Genomic DNA, 25,941 nt, shown 5'->3' with positions numbered 1-25,941 from the left:
TAACGGTGGGTTTTTGGTGAGGTAATGAATGGGATGTAGTTGAGAGAAAACGGTATATTTGAAAGGGTAAAGCGTGCGCATTATATCCGACAATAAATGCTTACAAACGACTAAATGTCGTTTTCAAAGCTGAGCATCAACCAGTTAGAATCAAAAGCGCCTAAAAATATATAAGAAAAATAACGCGCACTGTGCGCGTTACATTATAGTTACACACCATCTCGGTTATTAAGAATTGTACCGTAAAGAACGGTTTATATAATTCTTACTAACTTCAAACGAACTCATTGATAATGACTACTTTCAAAGATTTCTTTCTTTCATTTTTCGAGTCAGCCCGTGAACGACTTAAAAATCCAGTAATTGGCACTTTCATTTTTGCCTGGTCTGCTCTGAATTGGAGAATAATCTTCATCCTTATTTTGTCAGATACAACAATTGAGGAAAGAATAGAACTAATTGAAAATTGCTACTTGGACATATGGCTAAATCTATACGTTCCCTTGATTGTAACAGCTTTTTATTTGATCGTCTTACCATACATTTTAGCCTTATTTGATTGGCTTTCTCAACGAGCAATTGCACTTAGAAAACTTATTTCAAAAAACCATCGAATTGCCGACATCCAACATAAACAAGAGATTGCTGCCGAAGAATGGCAACTCGAAATTATTAGAGAGGGAAGCCCAGATATTTCCAGATTGAAAGAACAAATAGCGGAATTACAAGAACAGCTAAAAGAGAAGGATTATCAGATTAAGAAACTAATTGATAATGAAGAACCAGATGTGGACGAGTCATTAGAACCATCAGGTTCGGATAATTCTGAAGAAAGTCCATCTAAACCAAAAACTAAAAAGAAGACAACTAGAAAGAGAACTGAGTCCAAAGAAACATCTACCCCAACCAAACCAGTTACAAAATCACATCCCAAAGATCTCCCAGTAATGCGCGATATTGTAATAAGAGATCTTCCTAAAACAGAAAGCGAGTGGATATTAATTTATGCCTTTTACACCAGCGATTATGGAAAGTCGGAATTCAGAAGGGAAGATTTATTGGTTAAATATGATGAATCAAATAGACGAACCCAGCAACGAGTTAAGAATCTAACTCAAAGCATAAGAACTCTGATTAAACAAGGTCTAATCAAATACATCAACGATGATGACATGTTTATGACTGATGTTGGTATCAACAAAGCCAGTGACATTTTAAATAGGTAATAACAGTGTGTAACAGGCGCTAAGTCGGCAGATGTCTACTGCCCATTTACCTACTGCTTAGGGACTCGCCCACTTCGGTGCACCTTCTGCAAGTTGCAATGCTTTCTATTTTTTCCTATGCATCTGGCGAATGTCTTTCTGTACGCATCGGTATCTGGAAGTTTGTGCGGGTGGTGCACCTTCGTTACTTTTATCGTTACCTAGCAAGTTTCGGACATCCGCCGCTTAGCTAGACGTTACCAGCAATACTCCACAGAGAAATCTACTCATGAACTTTGACGACATATGCCAACAATACTTAACATGGGTAATTCGCATTTCATCAAATTCACTTGCTCAGCCCGTCTTTGTTATATGGCTAACTGATTCAACAGACCAGGATCAGGACAAATTCATGGTTAATCAACAAAATAGAATTATTGCCACAGAAGATTATGAAACTCTAATGGAAGAGATCATCAAAGTAAAACCCATTCTTCCTGATCCGGTGAACACTTTAACTTGGCTGAACAAGGTACGCGAATTGGAGTGTAGTTCAACACTTTTTGAATTGGAGATTCTTGAGGATTCTATTCAAACCAAAACCTTCAATAAAAGGACAATTACTGAAGCCATCAACTTTATAAATTTATGCGGTGATTTCGACGAGCAAACTGGCGATCTGGAAATCAGAACACTTAGAAACAAACCGAACCTTAGGCAACTTTGGGAATACGGATACGATGAAATCATCTGGAAAGAAATCGGTTCTAATGAACAAGTTGAACCCGTACGGCTTCCTGAACTACGAACTAATTCTGAACAATTATGCACCGAAATGCAACAACTAATCACTGCTTTTTTGAACAGGCTGGATATTGCAAAAAGTTAAAGCTGGTAACAATCGCTAGCACGAATGCGCCAACTGCCAATTTACAGATTTTAGTGCGAACATCACCATGAATCAGCCGCTGAGAAAGGTTGGCGCTTTCTACTTTCTTCAGCTCGCAGGATTTTTCATCTTTCTGGACGTAGTGGATTCTGGATACTTTGTGAGCACCGGCAGATAAGCTACTTTTATCGCAATTAATTAAGCTCGGAGGCCACAGCGCCATATCTGAGCGTTACCTGTCAGCTGCGCAATGATAACAGATAGTGCTACTTTTTCGTAACTTTATCTTATGGAAGCGAACATGAACCTTTCTTTCTCACAAATACTCGAACTGGTTAGGAACTTGCCAGGCGAACAGAAGATCAAGATTTCCCGAGAACTTGAGAAGGAAACTATTGGCTCCAAACTGACTGAACTTTTGACTACTTTCCGAACTGACAAACTTTCTATGAACGAGATAACGTCAGAAGTTGAACAAGTCAGACAAGACCTTTATGACAAGCGAAAAGCGAACTAAGGTCATATTCGATACCAATATTTGGATCAGTTACCTCATTGGTCATCAACTTAGTGAGTTGACAGAACTTCTAACTTCTCAAAGAATTGAAATCATACTATCCGAACAACTTCGAACGGAGTTGACTGAAGTAACACGAAGGAAGAAATTTCAAAAATATTTCAGTAAAGAGAAGGTAGCCGAACTTCTGAAACTGATGAACTTCATCGGAACTGACTATGAGATCATAGAGTATCCGAACATTTGCAGAGATCCGAAAGACAACTTTTTGCTGGGATTGATCAGAGTTTCAAAGTCTAACTTTTTAGTAACGGGAGATCAAGACTTATTGGAACTGAATCCCTTTGAGGGAACGGAGATCATTGAACCTAATCAACTACTAGCTAAAATACCCGACAGGTAACAGACGGTAAAAATGCATGTGGCTACTGCCTATCTGCTACTTTCAGTGCAACTGAACCACGATTTCTGGCTTTTGGAAAGGTCTGTGCTTTCTACATTTCTTATTGCAACTCAGAAAAATGCTTGTGGAACGTGCTGTATCTGAACCGTTGTGAGTTGGAGCCAGAATCGCTACTTTTATCGGAACTTGCTAAGCTCGGGGCGCACTCCTGCTAGCTTGGCGTTGGCTGGTCGCACATGCAACTCTCAACCAAAACCAGCCAAAGAGCTAGCCTATTCCATCCCACCAGAACGAGAAAACACGAAAACCTAACAAAATGTATAGTGAATGCGCTTTCGAGCTACTTTCAACTTTAGAAGTAATCCGATACTTTAGTGATACTGGAAAGTGCAAGCGCATTCACCATACATAGGCGTTACCAGCAATAATGCATTCCAAATGAAGAGAGTTCTGACAATATTACTTTTCACTATTGTAATTTCAACTTACTCACAAGACTCCACAGACACACTTCATACTAAAAGATCTTCTAAACTCGGGTTCAACTTGTATTGGGGAATACAATTCGTAAACTTTGATAACCTTAATAGAATTCTAAAACAAGCAAGTATTCCTGCTGCCACTTCTAAACATCCTCTTATTGGGGCATCCATTCATTATGAATTTGGCAGGAGCCTAATAAGTTTAGAAGGAATCACGTCTATTGGATTCACCTCAAGTGAAGATATTAATGATGTTAGAACAGATGCAGCAGTTTCAACAATAGGAATAAACTACGGATATAAATTTTATTTATTTAAAGTAAATATGATTCCATACTTGGGGGTTTCAGTCGATGGTTTAAGAGTCGAAATTCAAAATTTACCACCAAATGACACAAACATTGAGGAACAAATTTTGAATCAGAATATTTCGAAACTACATAGCGAAGTATTATCAGCAACTCTAGGTTTCAGAGCCATGATTCCATATAAAGAGCCCGAATCGATAGGAATTGACTTCAGGTATCAAATCCCTTTTGATCATTATTGGTATAATGGAGATTTTTCTACTACAAATGCTCCAGAATTAAATGTAGGTGGATTTAAAGTCGGACTTATAGTGACTATAATGACAGCTAATAAATAGCTGGTAACAAGCCCCCAACTGGGGCAAGCGTCCGCTTGTGCTAAAACCAAATAATCAAGATTCCGGCTTAGCACCTCCATCTCAATCACCCTCAAGGGGGAAATGATGGTGCAAAACCAAGTTCCCCCTCTAGGCGGTCCGTCGTTTCGGGGTTAGGGAGTGACATCACAAATCCAGGTGGTAAAACACAATACAAAAGACTACTTGAATCAAAGCAATGAGTCCTTACATCACCGCAATATCCACTTATAGCATAGCAAAGACTATTTACATTACAGCAAGAACCTTTTGCAGTGTAGCAATGGCCACTTGCATCAAAGCAAGAGCCATTTACATCAAAGCAATGGTTGCTTACATCGCAGCAACGGACACTTACATGAAAGCAAAGGGTGGCTACATCGCAGCAAAGATCATTTGCATAGTAGCATAGTACATTTTCACCCCTTTATCCCCCTCATTTGCCGCAGAGATACAACCCCCATTGAATAACCGCATCAGGCAGACATGACATCAACATTAGCTAAGCACCGCCCTGCTATACTTCTTCCTATAATCCATCGGGCTGATGCCCACATGCTTTCGGAAGACCTCACGGAAGGCTTTTGGGTCATTGTATCCTACTGAGTACATCGCTTCTGTCACATTGCCTGTTTCCCGCTCCAGCACTTTCTTCGCTGACTCCACCCGCACCCGCTGCAGGTACTCGATCACAGAGTTACCCGTAGATGCCCGAAACCTTCGTTCCAGTGTGCGCCGGTTGGTCGCCTGCAGATCTGCCAGGTATTCCACAGTCAGTGCCTCTTTGTATTTGTCTTCGATGGTTCTCTGCACTTTCAGAATCATCTGATCGTCATGGTGCTTCTGCCCTGAAAAGATGGTAAAAACCGACTGATCGTTTTTGTCCAGGTCTATCATGAAGCTCTTGGCCGTCAGGATGGCCAGTTCCCGCCCCCCAAATTTCTCAATGAGGTAAATAGCCAAATTGGTAAAGGCATACGCTCCCCCGCTGGTATAAAGACCGTCGCACTCGGTGATAATCTTCTCTGATTGCACCAGCACATCCGGAAACATCTCCTGGAGCTCTGCTGCCTGCCCCCAGTGCGTACTGCAGGGCCTTCCATTGAGCAGACCGGTTTCCGCGAGCAGAAACACGCCGATGCAAAAGGCCGCTACCTCCGCCCCACCATTATGCTGAGCTTTGATCCAATTGATCGCCTCCCTATTCATTTCAATCGCTTTGGCATTCTCCTCATGTACGGCAGGCACAATGATCAAATCGGTCCTTTCAATCTGGTCGATCGCCCTGGTAGGCATCACCGTGTAGAACCCATTTGTATCCTTGGATGGCTTGCTCACTCCCACAAACTCCACATCGAACAGGGGTTTTCTGGCTTGCTGGGTGTAGACATCATTGGCCCAGTTTAGCATCTGAAAAGTGCCACCAATATTGACAATGCTGTATTGTCCTTTGGGGATGAGGATGGAAACGTGCTTCATAATATGCGATTAAGTGAACGTCAAAAGTAGGCTGAAAGCACGTCGCAATCAACCCTCCAGATAGTCGCAATTGCACAGTTTCCCCTATGAAAGATTTTCCCACCTTTGACTAAAAAACAATTATGGCAAGTGTAAGCACGTATCTTAATTTCAATCGAAATACCGAAGAAGCATTTAACTTCTACAGGCAGGTCTTTCAAACTGAATTCATTGGACATATCTCCCGAATGGGCGATGTACCTCCGCAAGAAGGAATGCCCCCACTGCCTGAGGCAGATAAAAACCTGGTCATGCATGTCATGCTACCTACTCTTGGTGGTCACATGCTAATGGGTACAGATGCATTGGAATCCATGGGATGCACTGTAAAGTTTGGAGACAATATTCATATCAATTTACAGCCTGATACAAAGGAGGAAACAAAAAGGCTCTTCCTTGCGCTATCTGATGGCGGTGAAGTGACCATGGAGCTACAGGATATGTTTTGGGGAGATTATTTCGGTAGCTGCACCGATAAGTTTGGCGTGCAGTGGATGTTTAACTGTGAGGAAAAAGCGGGGTAATGGCAACCATTCAAAAAATCACTCCTTTCCTTTGGTTTGAATCGCAAGGAAAAGAAGCAGCAAAATACTACACACGTATTTTCCCCAACTCAAAAATTGTCTCTGAGGCACCTATGGTCACCACATTTGAGCTGAGTGGTCAGCGATTTGCCATCCTGGAGGCAGGCCTGCATGATCCATTCAATGATGCCGTATCCTTTTTCGTGGATTGCAAAGATCAGGAGGAGGTAGACCATTACTGGGATACGTTTGTCAAGGATGGAGGAAAGGAATCCATGTGCGGCTGGCTGCAGGACAAGTACGGTGTGCGGTGGCAGATCATCCCGGAGGCATTGATGAGACTAACCAGTAATCCGAATAAAGAAAAATCCAAACGGGTGTTTGACGCCATGCTGAAAATGCGGAAGATCATCGTGAAGGATTTGGAAGAAGCTTATAACCGATGATTATGACCAGGATATCCATACATCCGGATTGTGGCCATTCGCCCAAAAAGGAATTTTTGAAAAACTTCAATATCGCATTCGCTACAGGAGATGCAGACTTCCTAATCAATAGCGTGAGTGACGACATTCACTGGATCATCTACGGCGACAAGGAAATCCAAGGGAAGGAAGCTTTTCGGAATGAAATGAACATCATGAAAGACTACACGGCAGATGAACTTCAAATTCACCATATATTAACGCATGGAAAAGAAGCAGCGATCAGTGGAGAGATGAAGATGGGCAATCGTACGTATGCCTTTTGCGACCTATATGAATTTACCAGCGCAGGAAGTCAGGAAATTAGGGGCATGAAGACCTACATTATCAAAACGGGTGATTTATGAATGAGGTCAGTTCTCTTGAAGCACACCAACGTTCAAACCTGCCTCACCTCCCCATTCTTCAGATACAATAAATATCCATTTACTTCATAGCCCATCTCGGTGAGTAGCGATGCATACTTTTTTAGCTGTCGGTTATCTTCACTCTTTGGTTGGCCACTCTTGAAGTCGATCACCGTCGCTTTCTTTCCATCTATCACCACACGGTCCATCCGTTTCGTTTCTCCGTCTTTAGGAAGTACCACTACCTCAGTCTTCACCTCCCCTACGCCACTAAACCAGCCTTTGACAATCTCATTCTCCCACAGATTATTGATCAACGCCTCATACCGCTTACGATCATCTGTCGTAATCTGCATGGCTCGTTCGTACCTATCCAAGACACGGACAGTCTCTTCATGATGAATGATCTCTGATAGAATTTGATGCAGCAGGGTTCCTTCACTTCGGCTCTTTTCTACCTCATCATCATAGTATGCCTTACCGGTTTTTCGCACTTGGAGCTTATTGCTCCACTTGTTGGAAGTGTAGCTGCGCAACTGGATCATTTGCTCATCCGCCTCCCGATGTTTCACAGGTAAGCTCCCAATTCTGAATACCTTCTGTCCTTCATTCCATCCCTCTATTTGATGTTTTTCAAAAAAGGCCCAAAGCAACTTACTGGCTGTACCATACATTTTCTCCTTCCGGCTAGGAGGCGGCTCGCAAAACACAAATAGTCCGTTTTCTGCACGGGTGAAAGCAACGTACAATACATTCAGGCTTTCCAGGTGCCACTTGGCAATATCCTTTTGGTAATGTGAAGCGAACTTCGTTTGCTCCAGCTCGGATTTGTAATCCACCGGCAGACTTTCTCCCTCCTGAAATGGGGACTGGTACCAGACAGGCTTGGGTCTGCTGTCCATATTGAAATTGCAGAAGGGGACAAATACGATCGGATATTGTAGTCCTTTGGATTTGTGCGAAGTGATCACCTCTACCGCATCCAAAGCCCCCGTCAGCTGTACGGAGCGTTTCTTTCCATTGTCCTCCCACCACTCCATAAACAGACGCAGGTCAGAGCGGTTGTTTTTAGTAAACTCCAGTACTGCATCCTGAAAGGCCTGAAGGTAGACATATTCTGCCTCCAGTACATTCAGCTCAAACGTTCTGATCAGCACCTCCACCAATTCCAGGATCGGAAGATGAAGCAGATGCTGTTGGTACTTGGTAAAGCTCGCAGGTAAACCACCATTCCCTAACCTTGAAAAATCAGCATGGGACGAAAATCCGGTTTTCTTCACATCCTTTTGATACCTATAGGTCAGGTCTGCCAGGATGCTGATATCGTTGGGGTTGATCAGGTGATTGAATGCGGAAAGAATTAATTGCACCACCTTGGCATTTTCCAGCAACATACCATCTGCAGATATCACTTCTATTTGCGTTTCATGATTGCGACGGTAGTCCAGCACGTGATTCACAATTTCGGTTGCTTCCTTATTGGTGCGCACCAGTATGGCCATATCGTTTAGCTTGTGACCCTCCCGTAGCAAATTTTCCATTGTTTCAATGGTGCGTTCCATCACCTGCTGCTTCCATTCGTTGCGTTCGGTTTCCAAAAACTCCAACTGAACAAATCCATCTAAAGCTTGATTCTTATCCGCTACTTTTTGCTCTACACCCTCATAGGTCTTAACTATCATCTCCGCCTCTTCCTTTGAAATTACCTCGCTCATTTCCTCCGCCATAATTTGGGGTAAAGAAGCAAATAGCTGATTGTTGAATTCTACAGCCCTTGGTGCACTTCGCCAGTTGGTACTTTTCGTTGGATCTACCTTTGCTTGAGGAATATCCCTCTGCACGTGGGTCAGCAGCAAGGTCGGGTCCCCGCCTCTCCATCCATAGATGGATTGCTTGGCATCCCCCACGATGATGTTTTCATTTCCATTCGCCAGGCTTTCTTCAAGTAGCGGTTTGAAATTGTTCCACTGAAATTGTGACGTATCCTGAAATTCGTCAATCAGGAAGTGAGAGTACCATGTCCCTACTTTTTCATAAATGAATGGTGAACCACTATCATCGATGATCTGGGATAGGAAATCCGGAAGATCCGAGATCATAATTATCTCCTCCTCTCGCTTATAGTCCTGCAGTTTCTGGGCTAGATCGCTCATGAGACCTAAGGTATAGAGGTGCTTTAGTACCGCATTGGCCGTGTAATAATCCTGTTTGCTTTCTTCAATGTAATCCAGCGCTTCATTCATCAAAGGCATCAAACTTGATTCGGCAAGTTGAATGATCAGGTCCTGCTTGTTACTTGATTTGGATGTCCAGGCGGTGGAATCCTCTTTCGCAGTTTCCACACGCTTCGTCAACAATGAGTCATACTCTTTGCGATGAAGCTTTGGAAAAAATCCTCCTGGCCCGGATGCTTTATAAAGTAAGTCATCGATCGTCACCCCTGCTGATTGCATAGCCTCATCCGCCTTTCTGGCAATGTTGATCAAAGCACTCTCGAAAGCTTTCTTGGTCTTTAGTAGTTCTCCCTTTAAAGTTTTGATTTTGTCTTTCACCTGATCATCAGCAAACTGTCCTTGAGGTAGTTTTTTGAATTCCTCCTGAAACAGTTGTTTTGCTAGTTTGCTCACCTGTCCTTTGGTTTCATATCCTTCACCGTCAGACAGTCCTTCCATAGAGAACTCCACCAGCCAATCTCTTAGCTGCTTATTCTCCTCCACACCTTCATACACACTGGATGTAATAAATTCCGCTACTTTTTCTGTGTCCAGCTCAATCCCAAAGCTTCCCTGCAAACCAATCTCTCTTGAAAACGACCTGATCACCCGATGAAAAAATGTATCAATCGTTGTGATGTTGAAATAGCCATAGTGATGCAACAGGTGAGTTAGCGCATTCTTTGCGGCCTCTATGATTTGCTGTTCACTTTTACCAAGCTCTTTAGCATATACATTAACTAGCTCATGTTTGCCTTTTGAAATTTTGATTAGAAAATCGAGCACACGCTCTTTCATCTCTTCGGCCGCCCTGTTGGTGAATGTCACGGCGAGTATATTTTGATAATAATCCTTTGACTGTAGGGCAAGCTTTAAATATTCCTTGGCAAGCGTATAGGTTTTCCCAGAACCTGCAGAAGACTTGTAGATAGTCAGTGACATAGTACTAAAATACTTCCTGTGTACACTAGTGACATTACAGATGGGCAATTACTTATCCACAAAATGCTATTTGAACCTTAGAAAGGAGCTTTTCATCGATATTACTTTCTAATGTTACCTTAATGTTAACAAAAGATTACTTTAATTTTGATTTTAGGTAAACATTAGGTAACATTACAATGTTATTAACGTAATATTTAGGAAACATTTAAAAGCAAGGAGATCATGAAAAAGCAACTGTTAATTTTAGCAATGTCACTTTTTGTACTAGGTGCATACGCTGGCAATGGAGATGGAAAAGCAGAAAATCCTAAGGCTTTGAATTATAAAGAAGTGATCTCAGATATCGAATACCCACAAGTATGTAAGGAAAAAGGCATTGAAGGTCAGGTTTTAGTAACCCTAAAAATTGATCAATTTGGAAAAGTGATAAATCATAGATTTGAAAGCTACCCTTGCACAGACCTGAGAGATGCTGTTAAGAAAGTGTTACCAAGCCTTACTTTTACTCCTGCAAAAAATTCAAACGGGGAAGCAGTTGTTGGATTAATTGCTGTTCCTGTTAACTTTAAGCTAACAATCTAATTTTGTAATAAGATTAGATCAATTTGTAGGCCACCCCGAGCAATTGGGGTGGTTTTTTTGTGCCCAACCTTCTTATATTATTTACGTTTAGTAACTTTATCATTTAATTTACATTTAGAAATTAAATTTCTGAACATGAAAGAATACCAACTTGGAGAGTTTGAAGAAATCGTTTTACTGACGGTTGCCATCCTTCATGAAGACGCCTATGGTGTATCTATCAAAGAGGACATTGAGCAAAGACTAAACCGAAAGGTAAGCGTGAGTGCCCTTCAGACTGCCCTCCGCAGAATGGAAAAAAAAGACTATCTAAAATCTGAACTAGGTGAAGCCACAGCAATTCGTGGTGGCAAAAGAAAACGTTATTTTAAGGTCACGAAGACAGGGAAAGCTGCACTGGACTATGCCAAAGAAACACGAATGAAACTTTGGTCTGCAGTACCTAACGTCTCGTATGAATACTCAAAAGCATGGATAACAACAGGCATTCTCCCCCGTCCTGGTCTACCAGGTTCCTGGCATGGTTTCTAAAAGAGGACTACTATGAGGATATCCAAGGAGACCTGGAGGAGGAGTATCAACTATTAATCAAAAGTAAAGGCCTAGCCAGGGCTAAGAGGTGGTACAGTTGGCAAATCATCAAACTCTTTAAACCCGAAATGGCAAAAAAAATCGAAGCTCAAAACTCAATCGAAAAAGAAACGACTATGTTTAAAAATTACTTTAAAATCGGACTAAGAAACCTCTGGAAATACAAATCCAGTACGGTTATCAATATCATTGGACTCGCCACCGGCCTTGCGGCATTTGTGCTTATTGCGCTTTTCGTAAAAGATGAACTTAGCTATGATCGGCACCATGAACATGCCAAGAATATCTATCGGGTGACTGTCAAAAACTATACAACACAGGGAGAGCTAAGCCGACACTGGGCTTTTGCCTCTGCAGGGCATGCCAATAGGCTAAAGGATGACTACAGTGAGATTACACATGCTACAAGGTTTTATCCGTGGGCATTTCCTGACATCTCCTATAAGGAACAGGAATTTTTAGGGGAGCAGGTGATCTTCTGTGACCCTGATGCATTTGATATTTTCAGTTTTGAATTCATTGCCGGGAGTGCAGAAACTGCCTTTCCTGATGTGTATTCGCTGGTGCTCACTAGATCTACCGCTGTTAAAATTTTTGGGACTGACTGGGAGGAGAAAGGTGTGATTGGTGAAACGGTGACTCTCGCAAGAGATGGAAACGAAGCACCCTTTAAGGTCACAGGTGTAATGGAAGACATGCCAGAGCAGCAACATTTTCATTTTGAATACCTCGCACCTATTCGCTTTGTGGAGATGATTATGGGTGAGGATGTGGCCAACAATGTGGGAGGAAATTACAATTGGCTTACCTACATCAGGACTGCATCCGGAGCAAATGTTCCTGAGCTCACCGAAAGTGCTAATAAAGAATTCTGGGATAAGTATATTGGCGAATTTCAACCTGGTGTTTACGCCAGGGATTACTACGATTTCGTTTTCCAGCCGCTTTTAGATATTCACCTTACTTCCAATCTGGAGGGAGAATTTGAAACCAACGGATCAATAGATCAGGTATACATTTTTAGTGTAATAGGCATTCTCCTGCTCCTGGTGGCCTGTGTCAATTACATGAATATTGCCACCTCCCATTATTCGCGCAGAATGAAAGAAGTGGGGGTTCGAAAAGTTATCGGGGCCTTCAAAAGCTCCCTGATCAAACAGTTTCTTTCCGAGTCACTCTTGGTAGTGATTATATCACTACCGATTGCTGTGATGCTCATCCTCTGGGCACTCCCCTACCTCAATGAATTCATGGATAAAAAATTGGCTTTCAATCCGCTTGTGCAGACGGATATACTCGTTGGATTGATCTTGCTCCTGATGCTTGTTGGTGGACTCGCCGGAATTTATCCTGCATTATTCCTCTCCAAAATTAACCTGGTGCAGGCGCTAAAAGGTGAGCAGTCCATGAATGCCGGCAAGTGGAACTTCCGTTCGTTTCTCGTCACCTTTCAATATATAGTAACCATTGGGCTGATCTTCTCCATTGGGGTGATTGAAAGCCAAATGGGATTCATAAGGAATACGGACGCTGGGTTTGATCGGGAGCAGATGCTCAGTCTTTCTTTGCCCCGTGGAAACTACAATCCTGAAACATTCAGAAATGAATTGCTGAAAGACCCAAAAATTGAAAAGGCCTCTTATTCTTCCAGAATCCCGACCGGTCGCCTTGCTGATAGTTGGGGGTCTCGTTTTTTCAAAGGCGATTCCGCAGTTTCTACTGATTTCAGATTACCTGTGGTCACGATAGACAAGCACTTTCTTGATGCATATGGAATCGAAATACTGGCAGGGGAGAATTTCCGGGAGGGAATGGAAACCGTCCTTCAGCAGGATACCACATCAGTGGGTTATTACATCATCAATGATGCGGCAGTGAAAGCATTGGGATTCGACGACCCGGCAGAGATCGTTGGCAAAAAAATGGGATATGGGCCATCCGAAGGGAGAATTGTAGGGGTGATGGAAGATTTCCACTTTGAGTCGCTCCACAGCCCTATTGTGCCCATGGTGTTTATCTATATGGATCGATACCGCAGGATTAGCCTAAAACTATCCGCAGATGGTATGCAAGAAACGCTTAGCCGCATCGAAAATGTGTACGCCCAATTTGATCCAGACACTGAAGCCAACTATCGTTTTGTTGATGACCTTTTTAATGAACAATATCAAAATGAGGAACGCCTAAGTACCATGATCAAAGTGTTTGCGGTGATTGCTATCCTCATTGGATGTCTTGGCCTAATCGGAATGGTGGGATTCATCATCGAGACAAAGCTCAAGGAAATTGGCGTAAGAAAGGTACTGGGTGCGTCCACTGCCAGCATCTGGATGATCATCAGCAATCGATTCATGGTTTTGATAGGTATAGCCTTCCTGATCGGTTTGCCTGCAGCCTATTGGTTCATGAATGATTGGCTGGATACGTTTGTCTACCGTACATCCATTTCCATTTTCCTAATCCTGATGCCGGTATTTGCAGTTATCCTGCTCACCGTTGGTGCCATCTCCTATCAAACTTTCAGAGCCACTCGGGTAAACCCTGTAGAATGCTTAAAGGATGAATAGAAATCATTAGTATGAGCATCAAAGCCACTCACATTTATGTGGGTGGCTTTTTTTAATTTATCTAATCGCCATAACTTCAAACCATGATAGACAAAGTAGTAGCCAATGCGGAGGAAGCCATCCGCGGAATTGAAGATAATATGACCCTGATGTTGGGCGGCTTTGGGCTATGCGGCATCCCGGAAAACTGTATAGCTGCTCTGGTAAAGGCGAATATCAAAGGTTTGACTTGTATCTCCAACAATGCCGGTGTAGATGATTTCGGACTTGGACTGTTGCTTCAAAAGAAGCAGATTAAAAAAATGATATCCTCATATGTAGGAGAGAATGCAGAGTTTGAACGGCAAATGCTAAGTGGTGAACTGGAAGTCGATTTAATCCCGCAAGGTTCCCTTGCCGAACGATGCAGAGCTGGCGGGGCAGGTATTCCTGCTTTCTTCACTCCTGCCGGATACGGTACTGAAATAGCTGAGGGAAAGGAAGTGCGCGTGTTTAATGGCAAGCCACACATTCTTGAATCTGCCCTTACTGCGGATTTTGCAATTGTAAAAGCCTGGAAAGGTGACAGGGCGGGAAATCTCGTCTTTAAGGGTACCGCAAGAAATTTCAATCCTCCTATGGCTATGGCTGGCAAGATCACCATTGCTGAAGTAGAAGAATTGGTGGAGCCGGGTGAACTGGACCCAAACTTCATCCACACACCGGGAATTTTCGTGCAGCGAATTTTTCAGGGAGAGAAGTACGAGAAACGAATTGAACAGAGAACTGTAAAAAAGTGATTGGTTAATTAGTTGACTAGTGAAATAGTAGAGTAAGCCTAAATCACTAATCAACCAATTACTTAGTCACTAATCAACTAAGAGACTATGTTAGATAAAGACGGAATAGCGAAACGAATCGCACAGGAATTAAGAGATGGCTGGTATGTAAACCTGGGCATTGGAATCCCAACCTTGGTAGCAAACTATATCCCAGAAGGAATTAGCGTGGAATTTCAATCCGAAAACGGTCTACTGGGTATGGGGCCTTTTCCCACTGAAGATAAAGTAGATGCTGACTTAATCAATGCCGGAAAACAGACGGTGACCACACTTCCCGGAGCTTCGATCTTTGATTCAGCTACCTCCTTCGCAATGATTCGCGGACAGCACGTACAGCTCACTGTGCTTGGAGCTATGGAAGTGGCCGATAATGGAGATATTGCCAACTGGAAAATCCCCGGAAAAATGGTGAAAGGAATGGGTGGTGCTATGGACCTTGTTGCCTCCGCTGAGAATATTATTGTAGCCATGATGCACACCAACCGGGCTGGTGAATCAAAACTTCTTGCTGAATGTACACTCCCGATCACAGGTGTAAAATGTGTGAAGAAGGTGGTGACCGACCTGGCCGTACTAGACATTACCCCTGAAGGATTCAACCTCATTGAAAGAGCACCTGGTGTTTCAGTGGAGGAAATCAAAAATGCAACTGCCGGCCGCCTGGTTATTGATGGCGAAATCCCTGAAATGAAGATTTAAAAAGAAACAAATTTCAAAAAGCTGAAACAATTCTATCTTATTACATGTATATACATTAATTGTTAATACATTAAAAATAAGAATATGGAAACCTTGACAAAGACACAATGGAAAATTGATCCCACCCACAGTGAGGTGCAGTTTAAAGTAAAACACTTAGTCATCTCTACTGTGACTGGAACTTTTAAGAATTTTGAAGGTGCACTGGAAACAGAAAATGAAGATTTTGATGGTGCAGAAGCATCCTTCAGCCTGGATGCTCGTAGCATTGACACCAATGTTGCAGATAGAGACAATCACCTTAAAAGTGATGATTTCTTTGCAGTAGACACTTACCCCAACATCACCTTTCAGGGCCAGCTCAGGAAAAGTGGAAGTGATTATAAATTGGTTGGCCCACTCACTATCAAGGACGTGACCAAAGACGTAGAACTGGATGTTGAGCTTGGCGGAACAATGGTAGACGGTTACGGACAGAATAAAGCTGGGTTTGAGATCAACGGAAAGATCAACAGGAAAGAATTTGGATTGACCTGGAGTATGGTGACCGAGGCAGGGGGAGTGGTAGTAGGTGATGAAGTAAAGCTTCACCTAAATATTCAATTGGTACAATCTTAATTGGGCTACAACTTAAATCAATTCTAAAGTCCCTTTTATGGGACTTTTTCCTTTTATATGCTTCCCTGATTTCATTGTTGGTAACTTTGCTCCAATGAACATTGGCCAATATCATCTTCTGACCGTCGATAGGTTAACCAACCCCGGCGCGTATCTAACTGATGGAACGGAAGACGTTCTCCTCCCAACCAAGTACATCCCTAATGGCACTAAGAAAGGTGATAAACTCAACGTATTCGTATATCGTGATTCGGAGGACCGTATCATTTGCACCACGCAGAAGCCCTATGCCAAGGTAAATGAGTTTGCATACCTGAAAGTGAGAGATGCCGGAAATGTGGGTGCCTTTATGGATTGGGGGATTGACAAGGACTTACTTGTACCGTTTCGGGAGCAAAAAAATAAACTTCAAAGGGGGCAGTGGTGCCTGGTGTATCTTTTTCTGGATGAGAAAACGGATCGATTGGCAGCCACAGCCAAAGTGGCCAAGTACTTTGATTCTGAGGTTGATCTGGGAGAAGGTGAAGAAGTGGACCTACTCATAACTAATACGACGGATCTGGGAGTGAACGTGGTGGTAAACAATAGATTTAAGGGGTTGATCTTCGAGAATGATCTTTTTCATGATGTGCTGGAGGGGGATCGAATCAAGGGCTATGTTAAAACCATTCGAAAGGATGGAAAAATAGATGTGAGTCTTAGAAAAGAGGGGCTGGAAAACCTAGAGCTGGGTGCTCAGCAAATTCTCGATGAACTGAAAAAGAATGAAGGCTACCTCCCACTACATGACAAAAGTGATCCGGAGGAAATACAGTCCTTGCTTCAGATGAGCAAAAAGAACTTTAAGCGTTCGGTTGGAATTCTTTATAAGAAAAAGCTCATTCAACTTGAGTCCGATGGAATCGGGCTGGTGAAATTATCATAGAACTGCTGTCCTGCCAGGTTCAGGAGGTGTTCTTTTGAGTACACTGATCTTAGTGGAGCCCCTCTCACTTGATGAAAACTTATCTGAATTTAACGGAAAATTAGTTCGGATTAAACTTTGGCACACTCATCGCTAAAGAAACAAGGCCAGCATCTAAGAGCTAGCTGGTCTCATAACCACTGCTGGAATCTACTACAATAAATTCTTTGCCAAAACCAGCTAGGATATGGGCAAAACCGGATGGTTTGTATGTGACTCCTACCGAAGAAGTAGAAGATTTTGTTGCTAAGCTCCCGCTCATCGCTTTAACGGAATACGTAAGATAACGGTAGAAAAGATGGTAATGACTGGATATTTATCCTCAAAGGTCTGAGAGCCTTGACGCTGGGAGGTATGTGATAAGATATTTTAAATCAGGTATATACTATTATAACATCTGCAGAGGCCTCTACTCCTTACCTCATCCTAAACTCCTAACCAACTCCAACTCCTCTCTATGAAAACCTACACCCTTCCACTTCCTCAATCAGACCTTCTCCATAAGCTGTAGATGGGGTTTGGAAGCCTGCTTTGAAATCACCGGTAAGAATTTTTTGAGCTATCATCACAGAGGTCAAGGCAGTCAGCGTATAGCCATTGGGGGTCAGGAGCCTTGCCTCGATGGTTTGGTTTCCATCACTAACCTCTCCCCATAAATACATGTTGGATTCTTTTCGTCGCTTTTCCTTCGGCCCATCAGGTCGCTTGTCCAGCTGTCGGATCAGGAAGTTCTTAACCACCTTGGATTTTAGCATGAATGAAAGTCTAAGCGTCTTTCGTACTTTGGAAATTTGCTGCTCTGTAGTTCCAGAGAAGACTTCAATATTTGGAATGCCTGTGCTATGATATGCTGTGGAAATATCTCCCCAGGAAATGCCCATGGAGATTTGCTTGAACTCACCATAGTCCACATCTAAAATGGATTTCCCCATTGGCACGCCTTCATAATCACCATCTCTTCTGCGTGTCTGCGGATCGCCCATATTCTCGATCATGGTTTTGGCAGTTCCTTTCGAAAGCTTCCCGCCTTTGCTTACAAATGCCAGCTTCAAATCGGTGGCAGACGGGAGCTTGGTATGCAGGTATTTTGCCAGACAATCGGACGGCACCACATCAAATCCAGCTCCGGGCAAGAGCATAATGCTACGCTGCTTTGCCTTTTCTCCATATTCCTTTATCAAATCGAAAACCTGAAACTCCCCAGTGATATCAAGGTAATGGGTATTGGTGGCCAAACATCCCTGTACCATCTCCTTCGCTGTATGAATAAATGGTCCCGCACAATGAATAACTACATCTCCCCGCTTCAGCCACTTCTCAAGCTTCTCCCTCTCAGTAACTTCAAAAACGTCATATTCCAGACCTTTTTTATTCGCAAATGTCATTGCCTTTTCAGGGCTTCTCCCAGCAATGATTGGTTTAATACCCTGCTTCAGGCATTCTTCTACTATCAATCGACCTGTGTAACCGTACGCACCATATATGAGAAGATTGTTCATTTGTCTAATTCCGTTTTGGCTTTCTGTTTCTTCTAAAGTTCTTGTGCTTCGGTTTCGATTGGGAAGGACTAAAGTTCTTCTTTTTTGGGGATGCTGGCAAATCGCTTGGCTTCTCTGTTGGTTCAAATCCATTCACCACCTCAGAGGGAATTTTTATCTCTATTAATTTCTCAATATCTCTTAAATATTCCATCTCGTCCAAACTAACTAATGACAATGCGATACCACTCGCCCCTGCCCTGCCCGTTCGTCCAATCCGATGCACATAGTCTTCCGGCACGTTTGGCAACTCAAAGTTGATCACATGCGGAAGCAGGGGTATATCCAAACCCCGTGCCGCAATATCCGTAGCGACCAAAACTCTTACCTCTCCTTTTTTAAATCCGTCCAAAGCTTTGGTCCTGGCCCCCTGGCTTTTGTTACCATGTATTGCCGCAGCACCTATATCTGCTTTGACCATCTTTTCTGCCAATCGGTTGGCACCATGCTTGGTTCTAGTAAAAACAAGTACCTGCTGCCATTTGCCACCGGCTATTAAATCCAGGATCAAATCGGTCTTGCGATTCTTATCCACCCGATAGACCTGCTGATTAATCTTTTCAACCGTCGTGTTTTCCGGAGTGGCTTCTACGTATTTTGGTTGCCGCATAAAGGCATTGGCCAGCCGCTTGATTTCCTTTGAAAAAGTGGCCGAAAAAAGTAGGTTTTGCCTTTTGGGTGGCAGCTTTTCCAGTATGCGATTGATGTCTCTTTGAAAACCCATATCAAGCATCCGGTCTGCTTCATCCAATACCAGGATCTCCACCTTATGCAATGAAAGTGCTTGCTGACTATAAAGATCCAGCAAGCGTCCCGGAGTGGCTATTAGGATATCTACACCATTTCGAAGTGAGGCTATTTGCGGGTTTGCTTTCACACCACCAAAAATCACCGCAGACCTGATATCAAGATAGGCTGAATAAGCACGAACGTTATCGTATATCTGAGCTGCCAGTTCACGGGTAGGTGTCAAAATAAGTGCTCTAATGGGCCTCTTACGAAGAATTTCTCCTTTGGATAAAAGCTCAAGCATGGGCAATGTAAACCCGGCGGTCTTACCTGTGCCGGTTTGTGCGGAAGCGAGCACATCGCATTTCTCTAAAATAATCGGGATTACTTTCGATTGGATTGGCGAAGGTTCTGTATATCCTTTTTTGCTGATCGCTCTAAGCAAGGGCTCGGATAAGCCCAATGAATTAAATGTCATAAAGATTGTTTGACGAAACGGCGATTTTCCCAACCACTTCGAATGTTAGGCAAAGGTACATCTAAAAAAATGGGAGACTTTTAAGAAGTAATTAGAAAGCTGATAGCTAGTACCACCCACTCAATTCAAACTTTTCCTTCGAGGAATCCAGCACTCTTCCCTTTTCGCATTTTAAGACTCTATGCGGAAATTTTTCAATAAATCGATGATTGTGAGTAGCCATCAAGACGGCTGTTCCGCTGTTGTTGATTTCCTCGAAAAGCTTGAGAATACCTTCGCTCACATCCGGGTCAAGGTTTCCGGTAGGCTCATCCGCAAATAGGATTTGCGGTTCATTGATCATCGCCCGGGCAATCACAACGCGCTGTTGCTCCCCGCCGGATAGCTGGTGAGGCATCTTTGCTGAAATAGCACCAAGACCTACCCGCATCAGCACCTCAGCAATACGGTTTTTCATCTTGGCAGGGTCTTTCCAGCCTGTAGCCTTCATTACAAAAGTGAGATTTTCCGCTATTGAGCGATCATAAAAAAGCTCGAAATCCTGAAAGATGATACCTATCTTCCTGCGTAGATGCGGCACATCTTTAGACTTGATATTGTTGATGGAATAACTGACTACCTCCGCATGTCCCAGACGGAGCGGTAGGTCGGCATAAAGAGTCTTGAGCAATGAGGATTTCCCACTCCCTGTGCGTCCTATGAGATACACAAACTCACCTTTATCAACAGTGAAATCAATCTCGCTTAAGACCGTATGGTCTTCCTGAAAAATAGATGCGTTGGAAACTCGAACGACAGGTTCTTGTGAAAATGACATTTGGTTTACTTATAACTCAAGCTTCTGTAGTTTGCCATAAGGCAAACCTTGAATCAGGTTTTTTAGCTCCTGATCTTTACCCTCAAGGCCAAATTTATCCATTCTTTTCAAAGGACGATCAGTTCTAAAATAAGCCACCAAAACGAAATCCTGATCCCTGATTTGAATGTAATCGGGAATCTTTGCTTTCCCCTTGACCTTGATGATGTACATTTCTTCTAAATTAAGTAAATCCAATGCTTCCATCATCAACTACGTATTAACTTATTTGTTTGATTTTTGGTAATCCGCGAGGAATTTTTCCAGTCCACTATCCGTCAACGGATGTTTCAGTAGTCCGGTTATCACGCTCAGCGGACAAGTAGCAACATCGGCACCAATCTCTGCACACTGAATCAAGTGCATGTTATGTCTGATGGATGCCGCAAGCACCTCTGTCTCAAAACCATAATTATCATAAATCCCTACGATCTGCTCAATCAATGCGAGACCGTCCATCGAAATATCATCCAGTCTTCCAATGAAAGGAGAAACATAACTTGCTCCTGCTTTTGCTGCTAGAATGGCTTGTCCTGCGTTGAAGATTAAGGTGCAGTTTGTTCTGATTCCTTCTGCAGTGAGTGCTGAAATTGCCTTTACACCATCCCGAATCATTGGAACCTTCACCACGATTTTATCGTCAATTTTAGCCAGCTCCTTTCCCTCAGCCACCATCTTTTCAAATTCGGTAGCAATTACTTCAGCACTCACATTGTCATCCACTATGTTGCAAATGTCTTTGTAGTGTTTCAGGATGTTTGCTTCCCCGGTGATGCCTTCTTTGGCCATCAGGGAGGGATTGGTGGTTACACCGTCGAGTACGCCCAAATCCTGAGCTTCTCTTATTTCATTAAGGTTTGCAGTGTCAATGAAAAATTTCATCTATTGGGTGGGGTTTAGTGTAGAATCCTCAAAGAAAAATGGCAAACGAAGCATCGCACCGCTACGACCGCCTACCCTTGCTACCGTCAGGTCCTGGGGGATTCAGCAGGAGCTGGTCGTACCCGTTTGCCGCTGCAAAATTAGTAAATAGATTAGTAGTAAGTAAAGATTATTTTAGATTAGTCCTACTTTGCCAAGTTCATTTTTAAATAGATACTTAAGCAAGTTCAGTATGACATTTTTGTGAAGGAGTAGGCTAACGAAATATTCAGTCATACTGAATTCATTCAGTATCTAGAACTTGACAATGTAGGATTAGTACTCTTCCAGGTGGCGGTAGAAATCTTCCTCATCCATTCGGCCATCATTTTCATCTGTTTCCTCAAATGAAGAAAGATCATCCCATTCCGGACGATCGTCAAAATCGGAGCATTGATCCTGATATTCTCTTTCGAAAGGTTCCATGACACAAAATTATAAATTAACCTGTTTCAAAAGCTGAGCTGGAGTATTAGGATTGAATTATAAAAATGTTATCGCGGAAATTCCTGAAGGATGGCAACCAACTCGCTCAGCATCATGGCTGTGGCACCCCAAACGGTGCGCCCCTCCAGATCATAATATGGGCAGATCATCTTGAAATCACTGCGCACCACAATCTCCTTCTCCTTCAGCCGATTCGGGTCAATCAAGTGAGTGATTGGCGGTGTGACAATGTCATCCACTTCTCTTGGCTCGGGGACAAAATCAGGTATATGATCTATTTTCCCGATTACGGGCAGCACCATGTAGTTACTTGCCGCCACAAAAAACTCAGAGAGGCTGCCGATGATCTCGACCCGACCTCTATCCACGCCTATTTCTTCCTGGCTTTCTCTTAGTGCCGTGTAAAATTGATCCTGATCAGACTCTTCATATCGACCTCCGGGCAGGGCCATTTGCCCACTGTGGATTCCCACATAGTTGGGTCGCTGGATCAGCGGAAAACGAACGATACCCTGGTCTTCATACAGTAAAATGAGCACCCCTCCTTTTCTTGGTGGGGTGGCATGTTTCATTTTTACCGGAGCTCCATTTGGCAATTTTGGCTTCATCCGCTGATGCGCCAGGTCGCCAGGCATGGGTTGTTGCACCCGCTTCTCCAAGAATCTTGTCAGTTCATCGAAATTCATTTCGCTGCAAATTAAGCATGTGCTATTCATTTTACATTTATACTTAAATTGAACAGCATACCCCTAATCAATAAATGGAAGATATTCCAAGTTACGTTTCGGCCACCTTCATAGCTATTGTTATAGCTGTTTTAGGATTCATTTATTATGCAGTCAGCGTGGCGGCTCCCGGCAAAAAGAACATCACTTCTTCTGTGGTTATTACGTTATTGATTGGGTGGATATTTTTCGTAAGCGCCCAGACGTTTAATGGCTTTTTCACCAATCTCTCCGGTGTTCCCCGACTCCCTATTTTCGTCGCAATACCTACATTGACCATCATTCTACTGTTGATCTGGCCAAGAACCAGAGCCGTGCTGATGAATATGCCCATCACCACCCTTCATTATATGCACATCATTCGTGTGCCTGTGGAAATGGTGCTATGGTGGCTGGCTGTCTCGAGAGCTATTCCTTTCGATATGACATTTGAAGGGAGTAACTTCGATATTATCTCTGGTATTTCAGCTCCTTTTGCAGCAGTATTTATGGTAGGCACAAGAAGCAAAAGTCGCATTGGTGCCATCATCTGGAACTTAATCGCCCTTGGCTTGCTAGTCAATATTGTGGGGACGGCCATCAGCTATTTGCCTTACTTCTTTACTCCAACAGGTGGTGAGGTTGCGAACCTGGGTGTCTTCTACTTTCCTTACGTGCTGTTACCCACCTTTGTAGTGCCGGTGGTGCTATTCAGTCACTTGGTTTCCTTGTATCAACTGATTTTCAAGAAAGATCAGTCACAATTCTGAACAAGCATTTTCTCGCTGCTGGGTTCATTGAAAGTTGCTCCTTTTTGCCAAGCCTCACACGCCAGGGCGGAAGCTCCAAGCTTCATATGTGTTTGTCCCAAATAGAAGTAAAGCTCATCTATGAATTCACCGGTCTTCACTGCCCGATTGAAAAGTTCAAGAGCCCCATCCCAATCATCGGTTTTCATAAGATAAATTCCTTTGTTTCTATATGCCCATCCATTTTTAGGATTAAGTACAATACTCTGATTGATGTCTTTGATTGCTGCATTAAGACTATCCATCTGCAGGTAGATATAGCCCCGGTTGTTTAGAAAGTAAGGTTCATTTGGAACTACATCCAATGCCCGATTGATTTCTGCAAGAGCACGTTGATAGTTTTGCCTTTCCAGTTCGATCAAGCTAAGTAGGCTGTAGGCATTGGCATCTTCCTGATTCAGCTCCTGTGCTTTGCTCACCAGAGAAACTGCCGAGTCATACTTCTCCTGAAAGTAGAAGATGGTAGCCATGTTGATGATGGTCTCAGGATTCATCGGATTCAGGCTGTCAGCTACACTAAAGCTTCTCAAGGCTTCCTCATATCGGCGCATCTTGGTTTGCACCAGCCCCTGATAGAAATATACAAATGCCGAGTCAGAAACCAGCTTCTGAATGCTTTCCACATCTTCCAGCGCATTTTTATATTGGCCGATCTCCTCATATGCATACGCTCTGTTGAAAAGGGCATCAAGATATTTGGTATCTCTTTGCAAAGCCTGATTATAGTCCAGAATGGCCTCATACGGGTGATCCGACTCAATTCTGGCCACCCCGCGATTATTGAGAGCCGGGGTGTAATTCGGATCTTCCTTTAGCGAGAGGTCATAATATTCGATTGCCCGGATGAATTCCCCTTGATTGAGCGCGGTATTTCCCAAGCCAAAAAACCGATCCCTTCGCTCCTCGGAAGACTCGCAGGCAGTAAGCAAAACAGCTAAAACAAAAAGTAAGTGAATGGATTTTCTCATGGATAAATAAAAAGGCCTGCACAAAGTTATGCAGGCCTCTTATTCATATGCAGGATATCTTAAGATTTCCTCACTGATCCTCCGCTGCTGGAGCTGGCGTCCAGATATTGCGGACTGCCTTTGTATCTAACACTGCCACCGCTGCTTGCTCTCGCATCCAATCGGTTACTCACATTCACCTTGATCGTGCCTCCACTGCTGGCATTTGCTTCAACTTCTTCACTCTCCAAATCATATCCATCATAATCTCCGGAGCTGCTGGCCCCAATATCTTGTTTTCTTGCTTTACCAGAAATTTCTATCTCTCCGGCACTTGAAACTTCGGCCTCCACTTCGTTTGCTTGTACTTTCAGGCGCGCATCACCGGCACTGGAGGCATCTATAGAGAGTTCATCTGCATTTTCAATTTTCGCATCAACATCGCCTGCGCTGCTCACATCCACATCAAAATCATTCCCATTCGCATCAATGGTGCCTTCTGAAGTGAGTGAAGCAGCTGAGGAAGCTGAGATAGCCTGGATCGATTTGTATGTCACATAGACATCCACATCAATGTTTCGGTGGTTATTGCCCTCCAGGTGAATCTTTAACCTTCCACCACTCACCTCTGTGAGCACCTCATCCAGATCATGGCTCTCAGATACCACACGAGCCTCTTCTTTATCTCCCTGCTTTATGAATACATCTATTCCTTCCTGTGCAGCAATTTCAGAGAAGGAGGATAAATTTCTGGTTTCTTCGGATTGGGCCAGGGCAAATCCAGCTACCAGAATCCCGAGTATTGAGGTTAGTAATGTCTTTTTCATATCAAGTCTTTTAATAGTTAGCACCGGACCACTCCGGCATTTTAAAGATATAGATTATGAAAATGAGCAAAGGTTGCAGATTACAGAGAGGATTTATGATTTTTCTGAAAATCCTCCCATTTGGTTGTTTTGAAATGGTCACCGCCTATGAATTCCAGAATGGGCTCCATTTGCTGTGGTTTTAGGTACCCGGCAATTGGCTGGATGATCCTGAGTTCTTCATCCATAAAAACTGTAGTTGGATAACTAAGCTTATTCCTTGTCAATGCAGCTGCAAGCTCATGAACCCCTCTTCTTCCTTGAGCCACATAGTTGAATGTGTGCCCTTTAAATTCCACCGATTCCTTTTGCTCTGCATTAAACTTTACCGGGTAGAAGTTTTTATTGATGTAGTCAGCAATTTCTGCCTGGCTGTAGGTCTCGCGATCCATCACTTTGCACCACCCACACCAGTCAGTATATAGGTCTATCAGCAGCTTTTTTGGGTTCTCTTCATGCAGCGCAATTGCTTCTTCGAAAGTGAGCCAGTTCACTTCACTCTCCTCTGCTTTGGGTAAGTCAAAAGAACTTAGGCCCAAAAGGATTACGCTGACAAATAGATACTTTAGCAATCTCATGACCATTAAACGGATTGACACCCGATTTTAG

The 25,941-nt window shown here is 43.2% G+C and carries 29 protein-coding genes; 17 read left to right on the top strand and 12 right to left on the bottom strand.

From position 1 onward, the window contains the following. The first annotated feature begins 293 nt into the window (after window positions 1-293). From RLN88_RS13595 to RLN88_RS13570, 6 genes are all read left to right on the top strand, one after another. Entirely contained in the window at window positions 294-1,226 is a 933-nt protein-coding gene (locus tag RLN88_RS13595) for a hypothetical protein (protein ID WP_350221956.1), read from the top strand. A 268-nt stretch (window positions 1,227-1,494) separates the two neighbouring features. After that, window positions 1,495-2,097 (top strand): hypothetical protein, encoded by a 603-nt coding sequence (locus RLN88_RS13590; RefSeq protein WP_350221955.1) that lies wholly within the window; start codon window positions 1,495-1,497, stop codon window positions 2,095-2,097. Window positions 2,098-2,386: 289 nt separating this feature from the next. After that, entirely contained in the window at window positions 2,387-2,614 is a 228-nt protein-coding gene (gene vap15, locus RLN88_RS13585) for a type II toxin-antitoxin system VapB15 family antitoxin (protein WP_350221954.1), read from the top strand. Then, window positions 2,592-3,017, top strand: a complete 426-nt coding sequence (locus tag RLN88_RS13580; protein ID WP_350221953.1) for a putative toxin-antitoxin system toxin component, PIN family — start codon at window positions 2,592-2,594, stop codon at window positions 3,015-3,017. The genes vap15 and RLN88_RS13580 overlap by 23 nt, the downstream gene beginning before the upstream one ends. A gap of 438 nt (window positions 3,018-3,455) precedes the next feature. Beyond that, on the top strand, window positions 3,456-4,145 hold the full coding sequence (locus RLN88_RS13575) for a hypothetical protein (protein WP_350221952.1): 690 nt from the start codon (window positions 3,456-3,458) through the stop codon (window positions 4,143-4,145). Window positions 4,146-4,362: 217 nt separating this feature from the next. Next, window positions 4,363-4,575 (top strand): hypothetical protein, encoded by a 213-nt coding sequence (locus RLN88_RS13570; RefSeq protein ID WP_350221951.1) that lies wholly within the window; start codon window positions 4,363-4,365, stop codon window positions 4,573-4,575. An 86-nt stretch (window positions 4,576-4,661) separates the two neighbouring features. Here RLN88_RS13570 and RLN88_RS13565 read toward each other — a convergent pair whose 3' ends face one another. Beyond that, window positions 4,662-5,642 (bottom strand): GlxA family transcriptional regulator, encoded by a 981-nt coding sequence (locus tag RLN88_RS13565; protein WP_350221950.1) that lies wholly within the window; start codon window positions 5,640-5,642, stop codon window positions 4,662-4,664. 122 nt (window positions 5,643-5,764) lie between these two features. On the opposite strand from RLN88_RS13565, the gene RLN88_RS13560 reads away from it, so the two are divergent. From RLN88_RS13560 to RLN88_RS13550, 3 genes are read left to right on the top strand one after another with little or no spacing between them, the layout of a single operon-like run. Beyond that, window positions 5,765-6,205, top strand: coding sequence for a VOC family protein (locus RLN88_RS13560; RefSeq protein ID WP_350221949.1), 441 nt, complete (start codon window positions 5,765-5,767; stop codon window positions 6,203-6,205). Next, window positions 6,205-6,651: a VOC family protein gene (locus tag RLN88_RS13555; RefSeq protein WP_350221948.1), complete on the top strand. Its 447-nt coding sequence runs from the start codon at window positions 6,205-6,207 to the stop codon at window positions 6,649-6,651. Before RLN88_RS13560 ends, RLN88_RS13555 begins: the two co-directional genes overlap by 1 nt. Before the next feature lie 2 nt (window positions 6,652-6,653). Continuing rightward, complete coding sequence (locus RLN88_RS13550) at window positions 6,654-7,037, top strand: nuclear transport factor 2 family protein (protein WP_350221947.1); 384 nt, start codon at window positions 6,654-6,656, stop codon at window positions 7,035-7,037. A 32-nt stretch (window positions 7,038-7,069) separates the two neighbouring features. Here the strand turns inward: RLN88_RS13550 and RLN88_RS13545 are convergent, their stop codons facing one another. Next, on the bottom strand, window positions 7,070-10,192 hold the full coding sequence (locus RLN88_RS13545) for a UvrD-helicase domain-containing protein (RefSeq protein WP_350221946.1): 3,123 nt from the start codon (window positions 10,190-10,192) through the stop codon (window positions 7,070-7,072). A gap of 225 nt (window positions 10,193-10,417) precedes the next feature. Between RLN88_RS13545 and RLN88_RS13540 the strand changes: the two genes are divergently transcribed. The 7 genes from RLN88_RS13540 to RLN88_RS13510 all read left to right on the top strand — a co-directional run bounded on the left by RLN88_RS13540 (window position 10,418) and on the right by RLN88_RS13510 (window position 16,998). After that, the gene (locus RLN88_RS13540; protein ID WP_350221945.1) at window positions 10,418-10,777 is read left to right on the top strand and encodes an energy transducer TonB; all 360 of its coding nucleotides are present in this window, start codon (window positions 10,418-10,420) and stop codon (window positions 10,775-10,777) included. A gap of 135 nt (window positions 10,778-10,912) precedes the next feature. Next, window positions 10,913-11,308, top strand: a complete 396-nt coding sequence (locus RLN88_RS13535) for a PadR family transcriptional regulator (RefSeq protein WP_350221944.1) — start codon at window positions 10,913-10,915, stop codon at window positions 11,306-11,308. Then, on the top strand, window positions 11,248-13,935 hold the full coding sequence (locus RLN88_RS13530) for an ABC transporter permease (protein WP_350221943.1): 2,688 nt from the start codon (window positions 11,248-11,250) through the stop codon (window positions 13,933-13,935). The genes RLN88_RS13535 and RLN88_RS13530 overlap by 61 nt, the downstream gene beginning before the upstream one ends. An 83-nt stretch (window positions 13,936-14,018) precedes the next feature. Continuing rightward, window positions 14,019-14,714, top strand: coding sequence for a CoA transferase subunit A (locus RLN88_RS13525; RefSeq protein ID WP_350221942.1), 696 nt, complete (start codon window positions 14,019-14,021; stop codon window positions 14,712-14,714). Between the two features lie 87 nt (window positions 14,715-14,801). Continuing rightward, window positions 14,802-15,455: a 3-oxoacid CoA-transferase subunit B gene (locus tag RLN88_RS13520; RefSeq protein WP_350221941.1), complete on the top strand. Its 654-nt coding sequence runs from the start codon at window positions 14,802-14,804 to the stop codon at window positions 15,453-15,455. Between the two features lie 84 nt (window positions 15,456-15,539). After that, window positions 15,540-16,073 (top strand): YceI family protein, encoded by a 534-nt coding sequence (locus RLN88_RS13515; protein ID WP_350221940.1) that lies wholly within the window; start codon window positions 15,540-15,542, stop codon window positions 16,071-16,073. Window positions 16,074-16,167: 94 nt separating this feature from the next. Beyond that, the gene (locus tag RLN88_RS13510) at window positions 16,168-16,998 is read left to right on the top strand and encodes a CvfB family protein (RefSeq protein WP_350221939.1); all 831 of its coding nucleotides are present in this window, start codon (window positions 16,168-16,170) and stop codon (window positions 16,996-16,998) included. Between the two features lie 494 nt (window positions 16,999-17,492). Here the strand turns inward: RLN88_RS13510 and RLN88_RS13505 are convergent, their stop codons facing one another. From RLN88_RS13505 to RLN88_RS13475, 7 genes are all read right to left on the bottom strand, one after another. After that, window positions 17,493-18,536 carry a saccharopine dehydrogenase family protein gene (locus RLN88_RS13505; RefSeq protein WP_350221938.1) on the bottom strand — a complete coding sequence of 348 codons (1,044 nt, stop codon included), beginning with the start codon at window positions 18,534-18,536 and terminating at the stop codon, window positions 17,493-17,495. A gap of 4 nt (window positions 18,537-18,540) precedes the next feature. Beyond that, on the bottom strand, window positions 18,541-19,782 hold the full coding sequence (locus tag RLN88_RS13500) for a DEAD/DEAH box helicase (protein ID WP_350221937.1): 1,242 nt from the start codon (window positions 19,780-19,782) through the stop codon (window positions 18,541-18,543). 106 nt (window positions 19,783-19,888) lie between these two features. Further along, window positions 19,889-20,599, bottom strand: coding sequence for a cell division ATP-binding protein FtsE (locus RLN88_RS13495; protein WP_350221936.1), 711 nt, complete (start codon window positions 20,597-20,599; stop codon window positions 19,889-19,891). Window positions 20,600-20,608: 9 nt separating this feature from the next. Beyond that, window positions 20,609-20,812 carry a fructose-6-phosphate aldolase gene (locus RLN88_RS13490; RefSeq protein ID WP_350221960.1) on the bottom strand — a complete coding sequence of 68 codons (204 nt, stop codon included), beginning with the start codon at window positions 20,810-20,812 and terminating at the stop codon, window positions 20,609-20,611. 51 nt (window positions 20,813-20,863) lie between these two features. Further along, window positions 20,864-21,520: a fructose-6-phosphate aldolase gene (gene fsa, locus RLN88_RS13485; protein WP_350221935.1), complete on the bottom strand. Its 657-nt coding sequence runs from the start codon at window positions 21,518-21,520 to the stop codon at window positions 20,864-20,866. 315 nt (window positions 21,521-21,835) lie between these two features. Further along, a complete protein-coding gene (locus RLN88_RS13480) occupies window positions 21,836-21,985 on the bottom strand; it encodes a hypothetical protein (RefSeq protein WP_350221934.1) in 150 nt (49 codons plus the stop codon). Between the two features lie 68 nt (window positions 21,986-22,053). Beyond that, window positions 22,054-22,692 carry an NUDIX hydrolase gene (locus RLN88_RS13475; RefSeq protein WP_350221933.1) on the bottom strand — a complete coding sequence of 213 codons (639 nt, stop codon included), beginning with the start codon at window positions 22,690-22,692 and terminating at the stop codon, window positions 22,054-22,056. A gap of 74 nt (window positions 22,693-22,766) precedes the next feature. On the opposite strand from RLN88_RS13475, the gene RLN88_RS13470 reads away from it, so the two are divergent. Then, window positions 22,767-23,480 (top strand): DUF8737 domain-containing protein, encoded by a 714-nt coding sequence (locus RLN88_RS13470; protein ID WP_350221932.1) that lies wholly within the window; start codon window positions 22,767-22,769, stop codon window positions 23,478-23,480. Here RLN88_RS13470 and RLN88_RS13465 read toward each other — a convergent pair. From RLN88_RS13465 to RLN88_RS13455, 3 genes are all read right to left on the bottom strand, one after another. Next, a complete protein-coding gene (locus tag RLN88_RS13465) occupies window positions 23,465-24,487 on the bottom strand; it encodes a tetratricopeptide repeat protein (protein ID WP_350221931.1) in 1,023 nt (340 codons plus the stop codon). The genes RLN88_RS13470 and RLN88_RS13465 overlap by 16 nt on opposite strands. A 59-nt stretch (window positions 24,488-24,546) precedes the next feature. Further along, entirely contained in the window at window positions 24,547-25,293 is a 747-nt protein-coding gene (locus RLN88_RS13460) for a head GIN domain-containing protein (protein ID WP_350221930.1), read from the bottom strand. 80 nt (window positions 25,294-25,373) lie between these two features. Next, window positions 25,374-25,910 carry a thioredoxin family protein gene (locus RLN88_RS13455; RefSeq protein ID WP_350221929.1) on the bottom strand — a complete coding sequence of 179 codons (537 nt, stop codon included), beginning with the start codon at window positions 25,908-25,910 and terminating at the stop codon, window positions 25,374-25,376. Between the last annotated feature and the right edge of the window lie 31 nt (window positions 25,911-25,941).

The organism is Ekhidna sp. (genome assembly GCF_040223195.1).
Classification (GTDB): Bacteria; Bacteroidota; Bacteroidia; order Cytophagales; family Cyclobacteriaceae; genus Ekhidna.
The sequence above is the reverse complement of the archived record's forward strand: the minus strand, read 5'-3'. Positions and strand labels throughout refer to the sequence as shown.

Coding starts and splice junctions, on each gene's coding strand:
- RLN88_RS13515 (WP_350221940.1), top strand. CDS start 15,540: ATGGAAACCTTGACAAAGACACAATGGAAAATTGATCCCACCCACAGT.
- RLN88_RS13565 (WP_350221950.1), bottom strand. CDS start 5,642: ATGAAGCACGTTTCCATCCTCATCCCCAAAGGACAATACAGCATTGTC.
- RLN88_RS13530 (WP_350221943.1), top strand. CDS start 11,248: ATGGATAACAACAGGCATTCTCCCCCGTCCTGGTCTACCAGGTTCCTG.
- RLN88_RS13575 (WP_350221952.1), top strand. CDS start 3,456: ATGAAGAGAGTTCTGACAATATTACTTTTCACTATTGTAATTTCAACT.
- fsa (WP_350221935.1), bottom strand. CDS start 21,520: ATGAAATTTTTCATTGACACTGCAAACCTTAATGAAATAAGAGAAGCT.
- RLN88_RS13505 (WP_350221938.1), bottom strand. CDS start 18,536: ATGAACAATCTTCTCATATATGGTGCGTACGGTTACACAGGTCGATTG.
- RLN88_RS13490 (WP_350221960.1), bottom strand. CDS start 20,812: ATGTACATCATCAAGGTCAAGGGGAAAGCAAAGATTCCCGATTACATT.
- RLN88_RS13465 (WP_350221931.1), bottom strand. CDS start 24,487: ATGAGAAAATCCATTCACTTACTTTTTGTTTTAGCTGTTTTGCTTACT.
- RLN88_RS13510 (WP_350221939.1), top strand. CDS start 16,168: ATGAACATTGGCCAATATCATCTTCTGACCGTCGATAGGTTAACCAAC.
- RLN88_RS13590 (WP_350221955.1), top strand. CDS start 1,495: ATGAACTTTGACGACATATGCCAACAATACTTAACATGGGTAATTCGC.
- RLN88_RS13525 (WP_350221942.1), top strand. CDS start 14,019: ATGATAGACAAAGTAGTAGCCAATGCGGAGGAAGCCATCCGCGGAATT.
- RLN88_RS13495 (WP_350221936.1), bottom strand. CDS start 20,599: ATGTCATTTTCACAAGAACCTGTCGTTCGAGTTTCCAACGCATCTATT.
- RLN88_RS13580 (WP_350221953.1), top strand. CDS start 2,592: ATGACAAGCGAAAAGCGAACTAAGGTCATATTCGATACCAATATTTGG.
- RLN88_RS13460 (WP_350221930.1), bottom strand. CDS start 25,293: ATGAAAAAGACATTACTAACCTCAATACTCGGGATTCTGGTAGCTGGA.
- RLN88_RS13455 (WP_350221929.1), bottom strand. CDS start 25,910: ATGAGATTGCTAAAGTATCTATTTGTCAGCGTAATCCTTTTGGGCCTA.
- RLN88_RS13595 (WP_350221956.1), top strand. CDS start 294: ATGACTACTTTCAAAGATTTCTTTCTTTCATTTTTCGAGTCAGCCCGT.
- RLN88_RS13520 (WP_350221941.1), top strand. CDS start 14,802: ATGTTAGATAAAGACGGAATAGCGAAACGAATCGCACAGGAATTAAGA.
- RLN88_RS13540 (WP_350221945.1), top strand. CDS start 10,418: ATGAAAAAGCAACTGTTAATTTTAGCAATGTCACTTTTTGTACTAGGT.
- RLN88_RS13475 (WP_350221933.1), bottom strand. CDS start 22,692: ATGAATTTCGATGAACTGACAAGATTCTTGGAGAAGCGGGTGCAACAA.
- RLN88_RS13535 (WP_350221944.1), top strand. CDS start 10,913: ATGAAAGAATACCAACTTGGAGAGTTTGAAGAAATCGTTTTACTGACG.
- RLN88_RS13550 (WP_350221947.1), top strand. CDS start 6,654: ATGACCAGGATATCCATACATCCGGATTGTGGCCATTCGCCCAAAAAG.
- RLN88_RS13500 (WP_350221937.1), bottom strand. CDS start 19,782: ATGACATTTAATTCATTGGGCTTATCCGAGCCCTTGCTTAGAGCGATC.
- RLN88_RS13560 (WP_350221949.1), top strand. CDS start 5,765: ATGGCAAGTGTAAGCACGTATCTTAATTTCAATCGAAATACCGAAGAA.
- RLN88_RS13545 (WP_350221946.1), bottom strand. CDS start 10,192: ATGTCACTGACTATCTACAAGTCTTCTGCAGGTTCTGGGAAAACCTAT.
- vap15 (WP_350221954.1), top strand. CDS start 2,387: ATGGAAGCGAACATGAACCTTTCTTTCTCACAAATACTCGAACTGGTT.
- RLN88_RS13470 (WP_350221932.1), top strand. CDS start 22,767: ATGGAAGATATTCCAAGTTACGTTTCGGCCACCTTCATAGCTATTGTT.
- RLN88_RS13480 (WP_350221934.1), bottom strand. CDS start 21,985: ATGGAACCTTTCGAAAGAGAATATCAGGATCAATGCTCCGATTTTGAC.
- RLN88_RS13570 (WP_350221951.1), top strand. CDS start 4,363: ATGAGTCCTTACATCACCGCAATATCCACTTATAGCATAGCAAAGACT.
- RLN88_RS13555 (WP_350221948.1), top strand. CDS start 6,205: ATGGCAACCATTCAAAAAATCACTCCTTTCCTTTGGTTTGAATCGCAA.